Source organism: Ruminococcus albus AD2013, assembly GCF_000526775.1.
GTDB classification, from domain to species: domain Bacteria; phylum Bacillota; class Clostridia; order Oscillospirales; family Ruminococcaceae; genus Hominimerdicola; species Hominimerdicola alba_A.
Genome location: NZ_JAGS01000001.1, coordinates 520,499 through 536,602, shown reverse-complemented (window position 1 = coordinate 536,602; position 16,104 = coordinate 520,499). Strand labels below are relative to the sequence as shown.

The window sequence follows — 16,104 nt, the reverse complement described above, 5'->3', positions numbered from 1 at the left end:
TTTTTCTCCTTTCAATTAATCCTTTTTTCCATACAGTATCCTGCTCAGCGCCTTATATGAAGTGCCGTTTTTATAGGGCTTTCCGATAGAGGAATATCTCCTGTACTTTTTCAGTCCTATATAAACCGCATATAAGAAAAACGCCAGCGCCGCAGCGAAAAATAATTTCACAAGAAATATCAGTGCCGCAGAATTATACCTGATATCCCATTCGTTTATAAAATGCTCCAACTCACCTGTGAACCACAGAATCCCCATTGCCAAAAGAAGCAGAAACAGAGATATTGCGATGGTTATCAGAAACGGCTTTCTGCCGCGCTTAAAATACGCACCAAACAATTCGGCGAGCTTTGATAGTAATCCATCTCTCATATTATACACCACGCTCCTCAAAGCTGTCAAGATATTCTTTTACAGAACGTCTGACCAGAGCATCAGGCTCATCACTTTCACGCTGTTCTGTTATCTTGTCTATCTTTTCATCTGTGTTGAGCTGTTTTGCAAGATAAGCTAGAAGATTGTTGTATTCTTCTCGGTCTCCGTATTCAACAAGTGACTCATAACAATCATTCGCATATCTCGGCTGTCTTGATTCATATATTTTTTCTAGCAATTTATAACTGATACACTCGCTGTCTTCCTTGATATCAAGATCAGCTGCAGCGGCGTATTCCGAGAACACAAGTAGCACTTGTCTGTCGGTATTGCCAAGAAGCTCATCAAACTGCGTCCTTGAATACTCCTCGTCGGGTATCATATCCAGAAGCTGAGCAAGATCCTCAGCCTCTTCTTCGCTCATAACTGTTTTATCAGTACCCTCGTTCTCATTATAATAAAAATCATATATTCTTTCGTAGATCTTTTTTCTGCCATCCGGATCAGTAGCTTTCATCTGTTCCTCAGCAGCACGTCTCAGCGCGTCATGTTTCGATACCTGATAACTTTCCATGATAGAATCTATCTTATGGGCAGCAAAATATCCGCCAAAAAAGTACAGAAAGCTCTGAAAACACAGAAGAGTGACAAGAAGGCCCATAAACACTGCACTTACATTGAAAGAATTTCGCACCTTTATGTCATCAGTTCTCAGCACCGCGGGTGAACGCTCTCTTGCATCGATTATATCGTTTCTCAGCGTTGCATAGTCATGATAATAATTTTTATTGCTCTTGTCAAAATAATTATATGACCTTGATCTTGTCGCCTTTTTGATTATCTGCTCCAGCTTTTCGTAGAAATGCACGGAAGCCAGTGAAAGATCGCGGTTACAGTATGTTTCCTCGTTTAGCATTATCGAGGTATCAAAAAATGTCTGATAATGATATCCTCTCAAAAACTTCTTGCGGTATTCCTCGTTGTTCATGTACAGTACGAAAATGTTCATACATTCCCACAAAGTAGCGCCCAGTGAAAAAATATCGCTTTCTACTGTAAGACGGCAGGCACCATTCATATCTTCATTCAGATTTTCTGAAGTAAAGTGAGCGTGGGGTACCATTTCAAGATTATAGGCTTCAGGAGCGGCATATCCTACCGTACCGTATTCCTCAAGGCTTTCTCCACCGAACTGTACAGTTACATAATCCTTGCCGTAATCCATATAGTTCGCTCTGCCGAAGTCGATAAGCACGACTTCGTTGCCTGCATTTGTTATCATGATATTATCAGGCTTGATATCCATGTGGAGTATCCTGTTTCTGTGCATATAATCAAGCACATCACAAAGCTTTACAGCAAAATTATAGATTACACTCTGAAAACGCAGACAGAAATCATTGTCATTAACATACTTACGGGTACGCATCTTGCTTTCATCGCTGTAATCATTAAAACCTGTAACAGCCTGATTAGATCTCATTACCAGCGGAAAATCACCATATTCCAGACAGAATTCTTCAAGGGTCTTACCTTCGATGAATTCCTCAACAACACAGAAGAATCCGTGACGATTGATATAAAACTCCTCTTCACCATCGGCTACGTGTTCAAATTTTATCGAAAAATCACCAAGATCTTCTATAAGATCGTATATCCTGACTACCGAACGACAGCCCTGAAGATCGTTGAATATCTTCAGATCCTTACTCTTAAATCTGCTCAGTATCCTGTCGTTTGTACCTCTTCGCTTGAATTTGAGTACACAGCTCATGCAGATATTCTCGCTGGAGATACCCTCTGCCGCTCTTATGCCTTTATATACTATACTTTCTGTACCGCGGGCAATAAAACCGTCGCCGTATCTGTAAAGGTCCTGGTAGCTGGTGTCGATCGTATACGTAAATTTTGTACCATGAATCTGCATAACGCCGCGCTGCTCCTATCCGATCAGTCTTCGTCTATAAATCCTAACAGATCAAATATATTGACCTGTAGTTTATCATCGACGATACTTTTCTTTTCAGCAGTTGTATTCAGCTTCTGAGGCTTTGCCTCTTGCGCTCTGTATTCTTCTTCCTGCTGAAAGCTGTCCGTACTGTTGACAAAACCATTTGCCATTAAAGATCACTCTTCCTCGTCATTAGCCATTTTTCTGATCTGCTCTCCAAGCTCGGCATCCATATCGCTGATCGACTGCCTTACATTGCTTATACCATCTGTATTGAGTGCGTCAACGGCACTGTTCATGTCGCCTATCTTTTCAAGTATATTATCTGTCTCATACTTATACTCGTCAGCGCCTTCGCCTTCCCAAGTATCCAGCAAAGCTCCATTAATTCTGTTAAATTCCGTTTTGAGATCTTCAAAATCTTGAACAAGCTGCTGTGCTTTAGTTTGAAGCTTTGATATCTCGGTAGTATCAACAACCTTAAACACAGCGTCATTAACTACAAATTCGTCTGCCATCAGAAATCCTCCTCTTGTATCATCTTAAACTTTTTCAGGCTGTCCGCCTCTACGTCATAAAAATATCCATCGCCCTTTTCACAGAGCGCATAGTCTGCTTTGAGCATCTTTACATCGAGATCACCGAATATGGTCTTCTGTCCTTTCTCCGCTACGAACTCAGCAATATTGTCAAGCACAAAAGCCGTATGTACCAGAGTATTGAACTTATCGTTCATCTCGATATCCGACATTTTCCTTACATCCGAGAAAATGAATATGTAATCCCTTTCCTCAGCCATATCGGAAAGTATCGGCATTATGTATTCAAGGAACTGCTTGTTCTCGCGCACCGAGCTGTATACCAGCTTGCTGTGGAGTACGAAAACGGTGGGGTCACGGTAAGTTTCCAGGCACCCTATGGGTACGTTCGGATTTCTCTCCAGCATGGAAAGATATTCCTTGCCCGTGTAAAGCAGGCTCGCAAAGTTGCCTACGTCCACGCATTCCTCGTGTATGTATTTTATAAGCTGCTGCATAGGTGAAAGCTTTGAACCCTGTGGTATCACAGGCTTGCTTATCTCGGGGGGCTTCGCAAATCTGGGTTCAGCCTTCTGTCCGCTGAAAAAGCTGCTGCCTGCCGAAGTCCTTCCTGCCATCATTGCTGATGCCGCTGAGGGTACAGGTTCAGGCTCTTTCGGCGTTTCCTTTTCCTTTTCCAGCTCGCTCCTCGCTACATACTGTGATATGTATTTCGCAGCGGGAAACTTATCTTTGAGCATCTTCAGCTGACCGCGTCCGTCATCGAAAAGTACAAGCTTTCTGTGATCGTGTTCCATCAGGCTCGTAACTATCCTGTCCAGCAGCTGATCCTGTCCCGCACCGCGCTTAGCGTATACCGCCAGAAAACGCGAATCCTTGAAATTCACCACAACAGGCTTGAAATCAACATAGTCGAGTCCCACAGCAACTTCATACTGCGGATCTGTTATATCCTGCTCGCCTTCCAGCTGATGATGGTACTCAGCCACTCCGAAAGTCTGGGGAAATATCTTGTATTTCTCCACCTGTTTTCCGAAGCACTTATTATCCGCATCGTACTGAAACTTCTTGTGGAGATTTATCCTGAAATCGCCCTTGTTGATATCCTCTGCGAAGTTGCAGTGTATCTCGTAGGGAGCGTTTATATTGTAAGTACCCGTTATCTCGTGATACTTTCCCTTGCGGTCCTTTTCACGAAGTCTCATGGTTATGTTCGCAAAACCGCGGCCCGGAATGTTACCTATGCTGGATACCTTTCCGCTGAATATCTCGCCGTACCTGTCGTTTGAAAGGTTAAGCGCTATCTTCTGCCCGAGGTTGTTTATGTATGAACTCATTCCCTTGTTCTCCGACGCAGTTACCACTACGGATATGCCTTTCGACAGACCGTCACGGCAAAGTCTTGCAAACTTTTCCTGATAGCCCTGATATCTCGGCTCATCAAGGAACGAATTGAAGTTGTCTATAAAAAATGTTATGTGCTTTGGCTGACCATCCTTTTTAGCAGCAAATCCCACGCCCTGCAAAGCCCTTGTGTTTTCTTTCAGCTTTGTTTCAAGTATCTTAAAAACACGCTTTACGTATTCTTCGTTGGAATTGTCAAAATACGCCGATACCAGCGGCATGGTCTGATAATCAGCCAGTGCGCCGCCGAAATCGAGTATGAATATCTGCTCATTCTCCACATTCATTTTTTTGTGAAGAATATTGATTATAAGCCTTATAAGATTAGTCTTGCCGCTCTGGGGAGAACCGAACAGGATTATATTCGATTTCAACAGATCGACCTCGAAATCAGGCTGCTTCTGCAGAATGGGAACATCGTATTTTCCAAGCTGAACTATGATGTTTTCCGTCATCTGTCAGATACCCTCCCATTCTGTCTTGTCCATTACTGATTCAACATCAGCCTTGAGCGGATTGAGGAACAGCTGTATCGAAGGCTCATAATCATCTTTCAGCGCATTTATAGTGTTGATGATGTAGTTGAGCTGGTTGTCGTCCTCATTAACGCTCTTGTTCTGTTTTGCCATTCTAATATTATCTTTTTTGGAATTATAGAAGCTGTCATCAAAGCCGCCGCATTCGGGCACCATTGTCATATTGACATCGCCCTTTATGGACAGGTTCCTGTTTGCACCGGTGTATGCAGACTGGAAATACTCGTATCTGCTTCCCGTGCCTACCAGTATGTACGCTCTTCCGTGTCCGGGCATGGTAGCCGCGGCCGCATCGGGCGTACCTATCATATCCTTTGATGCGCTCTTGGTCGCAACTTTAAGACATATCCTCGCCTTGGAGTTTACACGTATATCTTCGGTTATAGCACCCTCGATGTTCTGCGATACCAGTATGATATGGAATCCCAGAGTTCTGCCCACACGGGCTATCGTAGTGATATCCTTGATAAAATCTATATCGTTGCTCTCGCTTGAAAATCTTTTCAGCTCCGTGAACTCGTCCACTATCAGCAGCAGATGCGAAAGCGGCTTAGGTTCGGGGTTTTCGGGATCACAAGCTTTTATCCTGTTATCCTTATTTATGAATTCTTTCTTTATCGAGGTCAGAGTCCTTGTACCTTTCTGTATATCCTCGCGGTATTTCAGGACTGTCTTTCTCGTCCTCATGTACGAATCTATATTATCCGTATCAAGTTCTTTCAGAACTACCTCGCGTCTTTTTATCTCAGCGTTAAGCGTTTCCAGGAATCGCTTCAGCATATACTCTGGTGCGATACCTTCGGCTTCACCCGTGGTATTAGTAACAGCGCCTACCAGGTGCGGCAGATTGCCGAGTCTGTCAGAAAAGCCACCGCCCTTCATATCTACCAGCATGAAATTCAGCTCATCAGGTCTGTACTTCATGCAGCAGCCGATAACGTAGGTTATCAATGTCTCGGATTTACCTGAACCTGTAGTACCCGCTACCAGACCGTGAGGTCCGTCGCCGTTCTGGTGCATATCGAGATAAGTTACCCCATGCTCGTTCTTGCCTATTGGCACACTGAGCCCTTTGGTAATATCGTTCTGGGGAGAATCCCAGTAATCCTTTATCATCGTATATACCTTGCTCTGTGCAGGGTCATCGGTGACAGCTTCCTTGTCTATACCCCATATTTCAAATAGCGATACCACATCGGGAACCTTGCCGTTTTCAGCTATACGCTTGTAGTACAGCGAACTAAGCTGCCTGTAGGCACTGCCGAATTCTTTTTTTACATCGACCCTGCAGGTATTGTTGTTATGATCAAGATACTGAAAATGATCCTTGAAAAGGTAATCGCTTTCAAATCTCTTTTTATCTACCATACTGCTGGTATCAGCAGCATTGCTGTTGTGTGCCAGTGTTTCACGGGAGAGCACGTTGTAGCGCCTTGTAAGCTCACCTCTGGGACCTGTGCAAAGCTCTATCATGCTGCTGCAATACTTCGGCAGCATACCCTTCTTGTCTTTCAGGAATATGAAAGACAGTCCCAGCTGATTCTTGAAATCCTCACCCTGCTTCGGTGGCTCGGGCAAAAATCTGGAAAACACCGTTTCCTTGATATCATAGTCATCAAACATTATGCAGACTATCTGGGTGAAATTCTGATCCTCGGATTTTTCATCGCCGCCGTCGCCATTATCATCATTAGTCTTTATGCTTCCGCTTCTCTCGTTCATTATACCAAACAAGGCACTGTAAACATCGCCCGCACTCTTCTTGTCGAATACGAACTGAGATAGCGAATTTCCGAACAGCTCGTTAGTATGCGGAAGATACTTGTAGTTCTCGATAGTGCGGTCACGCTCATCGATATTGTCAGTACGCTTGAAGAAGAATACAAACTGCAGATTCTCAGGCGAGTGATAGTATGAAAGCTCAAATACTACATGGCGAATAAAATTCAGCGCAGGATCACCTTCGCTGTTGACCTTGTCGTCGCTGACAGGATCGTATATAACACCAAGAGCGCCACAGTTTTTCATCTCAAAAAGCAGCGGAGGAAGATTTCTGGGATTCTTGTAATCTCTCAGATATCTGAATCCTACCCTGCTTTTTCCATTACTGCTGTTATCCGTAGTACCTATATCCGCAGGATCATTGTGTGCGAGATCGTAAGCCAGTTCCGAAAGCAGAAGCTCATCACTGTTATTCACATCAACAATGTTTTTCAGCTCGGTAGTACCATTTTTCTTATCCTTTTTGCGGAGCTTACGCTGTTGCTTACGCAGCTTCGTCCTTGCTTTTTCATCGGGCTGATCTATCCTGAAAACAAAGTGAGTATCGTTTGTCGGATTGACGATCTGCTCCAGCCTATAAGTTATAGGCTCCGATAGACCCTCATCCTTTTTCTCAGCGCTTATGGTGAACATAGGCTCGATCTGCCTTGACTGACCGAGGGATATCATAAGATAGTCATCATCATTGTGCGAACGCGAGAATATGGCATCCGAGGCATTGCGCACACCATCAAAAAGCTTGGAAACATTCGGATATACAGTATTCATGTACTGTATGTCCTGCCTCTGATAATCCTCTATCTGCTTGAGCTTTTTCAGTATGTAGCTCTCGTAGTTGCTCACCCAGTCATCAGCATTGCGTATGGACTTTCTTCGCTGGCTTATGCCGTTTACCAGCATAGTAGTCGCAGATACAAGACCCATTCCCACTGACATGATTATCATGGAATTTCCCATACTTGCCATTGCGCTGCCACCCATATAACGCATACCTACACGCATACCTACACCCATCATAATGGATATCATAGAAGTTAGCATGGAACCGCCCAGCGCACCGCCCTCTATCTTGGGATATTCGCCCGCAGGCGCTATCTCTATCACCGAAGGTTCAACAACATTGATATCGCGGGTACTAATGTTGTATTCAAGATTTTTCTCCTTTACAACATAAGATGGCGATGTCATCTGCTTGTCGTCGCTGTCGGTAAAGATATACGGTCCCTCTGCTTTTACAGCATTAAGATCGAAATCCAGAACCGAAGCCGTAACGATACCAAGTTCTTCCAGTGTAAGATCATATATCTTAACGTTTTCAGCTTCGTTATATTCTGCAATTATCCTGTTGAAATCAATGCAGCTTTCAGTTATAATCTCCTGCTTGATATCCTTGCACTCGGTAAAGCCGATGGACTTGTACTTTATATTGATAAAAGGGTATTTCTGAAGATACTCCTTCATTATCTCAAAGCACTCTGTCATCGAAAGATCCACATCACCATAGTCGAAACCACTCTTGGCTTTTTTCCTCAGACCATAGAATATACCCTCTGTCAACTCACGCAGGGTTATGCTTTTCAATACGAGAAATGTCAGTTCGCGCGATTTTACAAAAGAATCATCACCTTTTTTTGAAAATCGTGCCGAAACCATTATCTCATTGTTTTTCATTCGCTAAATCACTCCGCAATTTTTTCAGGATCTCTGCAGTTTCCGATTCAAAATCGGTTTTTATCTGAGGAACGAACACCTTCACTCCCAAAGGCTTGGCAATCTCGGGCTTTACATAGTCCACAGATGCAACTTTCGGTACTACAGGCTCGACCTTTGGTGCCACAGACGTTTTAGTGGTCTTCCCTATCTCGCCAATATTTATCTCGGGTACGAATACCTTAACAGGAGTTACAGGCTCTCTTACAGGCTTCACAAATTCGACCATGCTGACTTCGGGAACCACCTTTTTGATTTCCCCGATAGCAGACCTCTCGGGCTTTTTAAACTCTACCTTGCTTACCTCGGGAACTACCTTCTTGATCTCACCGATAACAGGCTTCTCGGGCTTTTTAAACTCTACCTTGCTTACTTCGGGAACTACCTTTTTGATCTCCCCGATAACAGGTTTATCGGGCTTTTTGAACTCGACCTTGCTTACCTTGGGAACTACCTTCTTGATCTCCCCGATAACTGGTTTCTCGGGCTTTTTAAACTCGACCTTGCTTACCTCGGGAACTACCTTTTTGATTTCCCCGATAACAGGCTTTTCGGGCTTTTTAAACTCGACTTTGCTTACCTCGGGAACTACCTTCTTAATCTCTCCGATAACAGGTTTCTCGGGCTTTTTAAAGTCTACCTTGCTTACCTCGGGAACTACCTTCTTGATTTCACCGATAACAAGCTGCTCGGGCTTTTTGAACTCGATCTTGCTTACCTCGGGAACTACCTTTTTGATCTCACCTATAACAGGTTTCTCGGGCTTTTTGAACTCGGGCTTTTTAACATCCGGAGTTACCACCTTGAATCCCTTGACCTTTACAGGCTCGGGAGCTATGAACTTACGTCCGCTGACAGTAGGTACAAACACCTTGTAGCCCTCAGGTTTCTTCATTTCGGGCGCTTTATACTTACCCTCAGCCACCTGCGGCACAGGAACTTTCGGCGCATCCACCGGCTTTCTTTCGATTTCTTCAAAGTGAACTTCTGCAGGCTTGATTATTTTCGGGAATGTCAGTTTTACTTTCGTTTTAGACAGATCGAGATTTGACAGTCTCTCAAGAATCGTTGCAAAACGCATCCTTTTACAATACATATCGTATTCGCGTTCATATATCTCTTTTTGATCGGGAGTCAATCTCTCTATCTCTTCTTCACTCAATACCCGAAAAGCCATTTATTCCACCTCATTTGTATGCCATCACAGACATACGATCCAAAAACTAAAAAAAACTGATAACTTCAATGAATACAAAGCACCGCTTTCAAAACAGAACAACTTCAAAGCTATCAGACAAATCACTGCCATATATAATTGAAAAGCTGTATGCAGCAGTATGCCCATGGGACATATCTGCTGCTTACCAGCTCAACTCAGCACTGTCCCCGCAATAATGCGGAAGAATGCTTTAAAGATCTCTTATCCGATATGGATATTACTGTGAACCGCCCTTGATGCTCTCAGCTATGCTGTGGTCAACCGAAGCAAACTGTGAACGGTTAGTTTCGATCAGATCACCGAAGCCCATTACCATTGCGGGTATACCGCTCTCCTCGCTGCTTACGAGATCACGGATATTATTATTGAAGAACTCTTCAAGAGCGTCCTTTGCCTCACCCTTCATGTCAGCAATAGCTGCATTGAAAGAATTAACAAAGGTAGTACCTGCTGTTAAGAATTCATCCTTTACAGTAGTCTTGATATTGTTAGCTGCGTCCTTGACCTCAGCATTTTTGATCATACAATCCATGGTATAGTTCTCCTTTCTGTTATATCACTGTCTGTTTACTTTACCAAGCTCGTTATCTACCCCTGCGTCGCCGGGGATCTGGTCGCGAGCAGCCTCGCAAAAGCCCTTCAGAGCATCCACAAGCTGATATACGCTACCGGTATCCTTCTTCAGCATAGCCTCTATCTTATTTGTATAGAACTCCTGCAGACCATTTGCAGCATCACCTGTAAAGTTTGCTGTAACATTTGCGTACTGTGTATTCAGATTACTAAAAGCGCCATCGATTGCTTCCTTGTAAGCTGCGATTGCGTTAAGCGCATCTGTCATCATCTGAGTCGACATGTTCACAGTACCCTGAGTACCCATTGTTCCTACATCCTGATTTACATCAGCCATTTTCAAATACCTCCTTGAAAACTCTCATTGTTCTGCCGCATCTGCGGCTGTTATTTTTATTTGATCACAGGTATTTTTTTATCCTGTGATATTAACTTGTTAATATTAAGTAGTGATACCCTCTACGAGAGTATTGAAATCATCGAATATTTTCTTGTAATAGCCGTCGCCATCGTCACTTACGGTAATCGGCTGACCATCACAAGTAGTAAGAGGTTCATTGATAACGATCTGCAGCGTATTATACACCTGTTGTATAACGATTTTCAGATTATCGATCGGCTCTAATATGACATCCTGACTTGCAACCGTAAGCTCATCTCCTGTTTCACACTGGAGTGCTTCCGCAAAATCCTTAAACAGTTGCTCAAATTCACCTTTCAGGTCATCTGCGCTATGCCAAAGTTTTTGCAGATCACTTATAGCTGTGTCAAAAGCATCGTCGTTGATCTTAACGTCTTTTTTAAGTTTCGCCATTCTCTGCGCCCTCCTCTGACTTCTTCTGAGCATCTCTTATCTGCTTCATCAGCGGCTCTCTTACATTCTTAGAGAGTGTTCTGCAGTAGCTTATAGCCTCATCATATTTTTCCTGATCTATATAACATTGTACCTTAAAGCTGAATACTGTTATATCCGAAGGATCCTTGATGATCTGCCTGTTGTAGTACCTTATGAGTTCATCATACAGTCTTTCGGGATCAGGTGCGCCGCTGTCTACGCGGGCTTTGGTTTCCATATATCTCGCCGTATTCACAAGAGCTGCTTCCTTGCTGCTCTGGAGTTTTACAGCATATTCCAGCACTCTGTCATTTTTATTGAGAGCAGAGTAAGCAGTAACATAAAGCAGGTTCATCTTGTCCCTGACTTCGTCGCTAAGCTCTCTCGGTTCATTCGGGAGCTTGTACTTCTCGGGTTTGTCATCGGGTATAGGCGTCATCATGTCGGGATCAACAGGTTCCTGTTCCTCCTGCATCGACTTTGCTGCCATAGCCTCAGCTTCCCTGTTAAGTTCCTCAGAACTCATACCGTCATACTTAGCAGAATTTGCTGCAAAATACGCATCGCTCAGCGGTGATTCAAACTCAGGCGGTTCTACCCACGGCAGTACCGAGAATCCGCTGTTGAACGACTGTACAGGCTGATCGGCAGCCTGCAGCATCTGCAAAGCTTCCTCATTCTTGCCTGTCTGTAAGCATATTTCAGCACTCTGCAAATAAGCATTCACAACTTCACCGACATCGGGCTTTGTTTCTTTAAGTCCCATGTCCAGCATACACAGCGCAGCCACGAGATGATCGTTATTATTGTCCTTTTTGAACATCTCTCTCTCGTAGTCAGAAACACTGAAATAGTAATCCATCGGGAGTTCCTTGACATATTTCTTCGCTCTGAGCAGTTCCTTATTGGCTTCCTCATACTGTTCAAAATTCACCAGTATCGTGTAAGCCAGTTCGTAACCGTCATACGAAGTCGGAGCAAGCTGCTTTATCGTGTTAGCTGTCCTGAGTGCCTCACCGAACTTGCCCGCCATCGAGCAGGCTACCGTTTTGTACATCAGCAGTTCCAGGTCAACCATTCCCGATTCCTGAGCCTTGGTATAATTTACGATAGCGTCCTCATACCTTCCAAGCTCCTGATCTACCATAGCGAGTGTCCTGTACATACCGCTGAGGTGATCCTCCGATATCTCATGTCTTTCAGCTTCTCCGAAAGCCTCCAGCGCTTTCATCGTGTCGCCGTTGCTGCCGTAAGCTACGCCAAGCTCCACATATCTGTCGCCGTTATCAATATCGCATTGTACAGCTTTCTGAAAGTAGAATATAGCTTCTTTGTAGTTTTCCATCGCCTGATAGGCTTTAGCCGCCAGTTCCAGCGGATCGGGATCCTTAGGTCTTAACTTATGACCCTCAACGCCATACTCTGCAGCCGTCTTGAAATCTGCCGTAACAAAGGCATTTTTTCCGACCGCCATCAACTCATCAAATTCCAATTTATCACCTTCCTGTTGTTCTCTTTTTTTACAGTTGCGGACTTTTGTCCTGTCCGTTTCTGCATATAGATATCTTTAATATATTGTATCTATCAATGTATAATCTGTAGCGCAGACTTTACAGTATCGCTGAAGAGCTCACAAACATCTCCGTTTTTGTAGTGAGATCCTGTGTTCCTTTGACCTTGTCTTCTATTTATTAATTAAATATCGGTAGTTTTTCAAGGCTCTTAATGCCCAACTGCTCACGGTCACTCAAACCCGAATTAGGAAGTATAACTTCGTTAAAAATAAACTCAGGAGCTTTACCAAACAGATCACCTGCACATTTCTCGCCAAAGGAATTCTGGAACATATTATTCATAGTATTCATATATCTATTATAATCGCCCATCACGATGCTGCGGAAATCATGATTAACACCGGGAATATTACTGGTCAGAATACGAGATGTTTCCGCTCCGCCATCGGTAGCTCTGTATGCCCATGATGGAACAACTGTTACATTTGCAGTTCCGGCTGCATCGCCGGCACCGGTACTAAGTGTAAAACCATTGTGTCTCAGAGCATCATAGAGATCATCTCCGTTTGAGATATTATTTATATCAACTCCCGTGCTATCCAGCAGCTGCCTGGAAAGATTTTCATTTCCCTTGACTGAATTAAGGAAAGCATCTCCGGAATTTCCGGTTCCGGTAGGAACATTAACATCCATTCCCTTGAAAGTTGCTCCGTTGGTAGTAAGACTACTGTTGTTTCCCATAAATGCATTAAGTTCATTTCTGTTCGCGTCAATCATATTATCATAGCGCTGCATATTTGGTCCATCACTCAAGTTCGGGATATTATTCAATCCAATGAGTTTGCACGCAGTTTCACTTAGCGCAGCTCCACGCTGACCACTCTTATAAGCTTTCCAAAGTGCCTTACCATTTTTCAGTTCATCCAGACCTATCAGTTTTCCGCCCCATTTAAGTGCTCCATCACGTAAAAATTTCAGACCATTTTTAAAGCCGCTTCCAAAAGCAGTCCTCGCTCCGCCAATAGCAGTCTTGACCGAGTTCCATCCACCTTTTAAAACATTGCCGATCGAACGTATCGGGTGTGTGAAAGCTTCTTTGAGTGTACTTTTGACCGAAGCTTTAAACGCCGCTTTTCCAGCTGCAGACATTGCACCTATAGGAAGTATAACACTCGCAATATCAAGACCCCATCCAAGGCCCTTATAAAATTTCGCAAATGTTTCAAATCCCATATATTCCAGCATACCGGCTACATCTGTTCCGAAAACCACTGTGAATACGATATCCGCAATACCCATCACGGCAGACAAAACACCTACAATAATGGCAAGTATCGCACAAGCTCCGGGAAAAAAGACAACAATCACTATTGCCGCGAGCACAATCAAGGCAGCCGTAATAACATCAAGATGATCCGCTACCCATCTTCCTATTTTTTTCCCAAAATCTGCAGCCCTGTTCCAAAAGTCTTTTTCGCAATCAGGTTCCAGATAACTATAATTCTTATAAAAATCTTTCTTTTTTTCTCTTATCTTATCAGCCGCAGCCCTTTCATGCTGTACCGCATCATTTACAAAAGTTTCGAGCTTATCCTTCAGATCATTTATCTTCTTTTTCTTATCTTCCTTGCTTTCCTCTGAATCCACTATAGCATCGATAGCGTCACTCAGATCACTTGATACTTGATTGTTTTCTTCACATCCAACACCTGCAACCGTGTTTCTGAGATCTTGTACAGTTGAGTCATAGACATTCAATTTTGAAAGAAGTCTATCAAACACATCACTAAAGCTGTCAAATTTCGACTTCTTTAGTGTTATGACCATTCCGCTCAAGTTATCGCCTCCATATTGTTTTTCTCTTGATCGTATACCGCATATTCAGCAGTACACTTTGTTATCACACAATTATACAGGAGATCAACCTGCATTTGCAGCGGCTGCAGCAGCTGCTGCCTCGGCAGCCTCTCTCTCAGCCTTTCTGCGGGCTTCTTCTTCCTCGGCAGCAAGTCTGCGTTCAAGAGAAAGATACATCTCCATCTCATTGGACTTTTCGTTCTTCACGCCGTCCCAGTAGCTTATCTGACCCTCGAGTCTTCTTATCTCTGTTTCAGCAGCATCTATCTCTCCGTTTGTCTTTTTGATAGAAGCTTCAAGCTCTGTGATCTTATTTTCGACCTTTTTCTTGGCACTGTCAATATTAGTGAAGATCCTGCCGACTACCGACTTTCTGTGGGTCTTGTCGTCTTCATTCATTATGTGCTTTGTGAGGTCAATAGTGCCCATACTGGATTCGCCCAGAGTCTTGAAATAAGAAGTGGCATCGTCCATTTCTGTATGTACTTTATTAAGATCACCATCTACCTTGTCGCGTATATTCGCCTTAACAAGAGTCTCATTAGCAGTTGTATAGCGATTCTTATCAGCAGTAAAATCATTCAATCTTACCTGTGCTTCTCTTTTGAGTATCTCCTGCCTGTATTTGCTGTCAGCGCAAGCATTCTTTTCAGAAATTGCTTCCTCGTACTTTGACTTAGCATTTAAATAGCAACTGTGTGCTTCACCCGAAGTCATTAACAACTCTCCCTTCTGCAAGTTTCTCAGCCCTATATTATTATAGTACTGAATCATGTTCCGACATTTATTATAAAATTTTGACAAATTATAAATTCTCTCTTCAATTATACCATCTTTTAATATGATTGTCAAGGTATAATTAATAATAATTTTACCTAAATACATCATCTTGTATATATTTTTATTAATTAGCAAGCTTTATACTAAATAGCGTCTTAACTATGATAATATTAGTATGTTTTGCCTTTATTAATAGTTATAATGTATTAATCCAGTAATTTATTATTGATGATTTTTTACATATCATTTTATATAAAAGATATCGTAGGTTGCTTTAGAAAATAAACTTACAATAAAGTTCGCAAAAAATGTGAAATGCACAATAATTGGTCAGTTTATTTCTATCTTATCTCTTTCATGGGTTGACAAAAACAATATAACATGGTATACTGGGCTTATCAATTAAACACGTTTAATAGTTAGGTGATGATATGGCTCAAAAACAAAAACGTGATCTTGACGCTACAAAGGAAGCTTTGCTCAAAGCCGCAAAAGAGCTCATGACAACTTGTACCGATTCAGATGATGTTACCTCACGTAAGATAGCAGCAAAAGCTCAGGTCAATCCTGCAATGATAAACTACTGCTACGGCTCGAGAGAAAATCTGCTTTATGAAGTTTTCAAACAGCTGCTTGCCGATGCGCAAAACGTCCGTCCAGAACTTACCGAAATGATCAAATCCGATATTCCCGCAAAACAACGCCTTATTATGCTGCACTTCGGCATGATGAAGCTTATGATAGAAAATTACAGCTACTCGAAAGCAATAACGAAGTACATTCTTCTCAATCGTACGGACGGCATCGGCATGGAAAGTCTCCCCTTCATCACAGAACACTTCAATGGACATAAAAGTGAGAAAGAATGCAGACTTATAGCCTTTGAACTCAGTAGCCTGCATGAACTTGCGGTTCTGAGACACGAAGAAATAAAAGAACTTTGCGGTATTGACCTGACAAATGATGAAGAACTTTCATCATATGTCACCACTAATGTCGATCGTTTTCTCGGGCAATAATTCAGAAATT

General features: G+C 42.9%; 14 protein-coding genes. 1 reads left to right on the top strand and 13 read right to left on the bottom strand.

The genetic code is table 11. The annotated features are described in order from the left end of the window. Nucleotides 1-15: 15 nt before the first annotated feature. From N773_RS0102285 to N773_RS0102220, 13 genes are all read right to left on the bottom strand, one after another. Nucleotides 16-372, bottom strand: a complete 357-nt coding sequence (locus N773_RS0102285) for a hypothetical protein (protein ID WP_024856255.1) — start codon at nt 370-372, stop codon at nt 16-18. A 1-nt stretch (nt 373) separates the two neighbouring features. Next, nucleotides 374-2,302, bottom strand: a complete 1,929-nt coding sequence (locus N773_RS0102280; protein WP_024856254.1) for a protein kinase domain-containing protein — start codon at nt 2,300-2,302, stop codon at nt 374-376. A 23-nt stretch (nt 2,303-2,325) separates the two neighbouring features. Further along, entirely contained in the window at nt 2,326-2,496 is a 171-nt protein-coding gene (locus N773_RS22130) for a hypothetical protein (RefSeq protein WP_155250850.1), read from the bottom strand. Between the two features lie 6 nt (nt 2,497-2,502). Then, entirely contained in the window at nt 2,503-2,844 is a 342-nt protein-coding gene (locus N773_RS0102270) for a hypothetical protein (protein ID WP_024856253.1), read from the bottom strand. Then, nucleotides 2,844-4,724: an FtsK/SpoIIIE domain-containing protein gene (locus N773_RS0102265; protein WP_024856252.1), complete on the bottom strand. Its 1,881-nt coding sequence runs from the start codon at nt 4,722-4,724 to the stop codon at nt 2,844-2,846. Before N773_RS0102265 ends, N773_RS0102270 begins: the two co-directional genes overlap by 1 nt. Before the next feature lie 3 nt (nt 4,725-4,727). After that, nucleotides 4,728-8,258, bottom strand: coding sequence for an FtsK/SpoIIIE domain-containing protein (locus N773_RS0102260; RefSeq protein WP_024856251.1), 3,531 nt, complete (start codon nt 8,256-8,258; stop codon nt 4,728-4,730). Beyond that, nucleotides 8,245-9,474, bottom strand: a complete 1,230-nt coding sequence (locus N773_RS0102255) for a hypothetical protein (protein WP_024856250.1) — start codon at nt 9,472-9,474, stop codon at nt 8,245-8,247. The genes N773_RS0102260 and N773_RS0102255 overlap by 14 nt, the downstream gene beginning before the upstream one ends. Before the next feature lie 259 nt (nt 9,475-9,733). Continuing rightward, nucleotides 9,734-10,048, bottom strand: coding sequence for a hypothetical protein (locus tag N773_RS19645; protein ID WP_024856249.1), 315 nt, complete (start codon nt 10,046-10,048; stop codon nt 9,734-9,736). Between the two features lie 24 nt (nt 10,049-10,072). Then, nucleotides 10,073-10,426 carry a hypothetical protein gene (locus N773_RS0102245; RefSeq protein ID WP_024856248.1) on the bottom strand — a complete coding sequence of 118 codons (354 nt, stop codon included), beginning with the start codon at nt 10,424-10,426 and terminating at the stop codon, nt 10,073-10,075. Between the two features lie 105 nt (nt 10,427-10,531). After that, nucleotides 10,532-10,903 (bottom strand): hypothetical protein, encoded by a 372-nt coding sequence (locus tag N773_RS0102240; RefSeq protein WP_024856247.1) that lies wholly within the window; start codon nt 10,901-10,903, stop codon nt 10,532-10,534. Beyond that, on the bottom strand, nt 10,890-12,416 hold the full coding sequence (locus N773_RS0102235) for a tetratricopeptide repeat protein (protein ID WP_024856246.1): 1,527 nt from the start codon (nt 12,414-12,416) through the stop codon (nt 10,890-10,892). Before N773_RS0102235 ends, N773_RS0102240 begins: the two co-directional genes overlap by 14 nt. Nucleotides 12,417-12,615: 199 nt before the next feature. Then, nucleotides 12,616-14,274: a hypothetical protein gene (locus N773_RS0102230; protein ID WP_024856245.1), complete on the bottom strand. Its 1,659-nt coding sequence runs from the start codon at nt 14,272-14,274 to the stop codon at nt 12,616-12,618. A gap of 84 nt (nt 14,275-14,358) precedes the next feature. Then, nucleotides 14,359-15,012, bottom strand: a complete 654-nt coding sequence (locus N773_RS0102220) for a hypothetical protein (protein ID WP_024856244.1) — start codon at nt 15,010-15,012, stop codon at nt 14,359-14,361. Between the two features lie 494 nt (nt 15,013-15,506). On the opposite strand from N773_RS0102220, the gene N773_RS0102215 reads away from it, so the two are divergent. Then, nucleotides 15,507-16,094, top strand: a complete 588-nt coding sequence (locus tag N773_RS0102215) for a hypothetical protein (protein WP_024856243.1) — start codon at nt 15,507-15,509, stop codon at nt 16,092-16,094. Nucleotides 16,095-16,104: the final 10 nt, after the last annotated feature.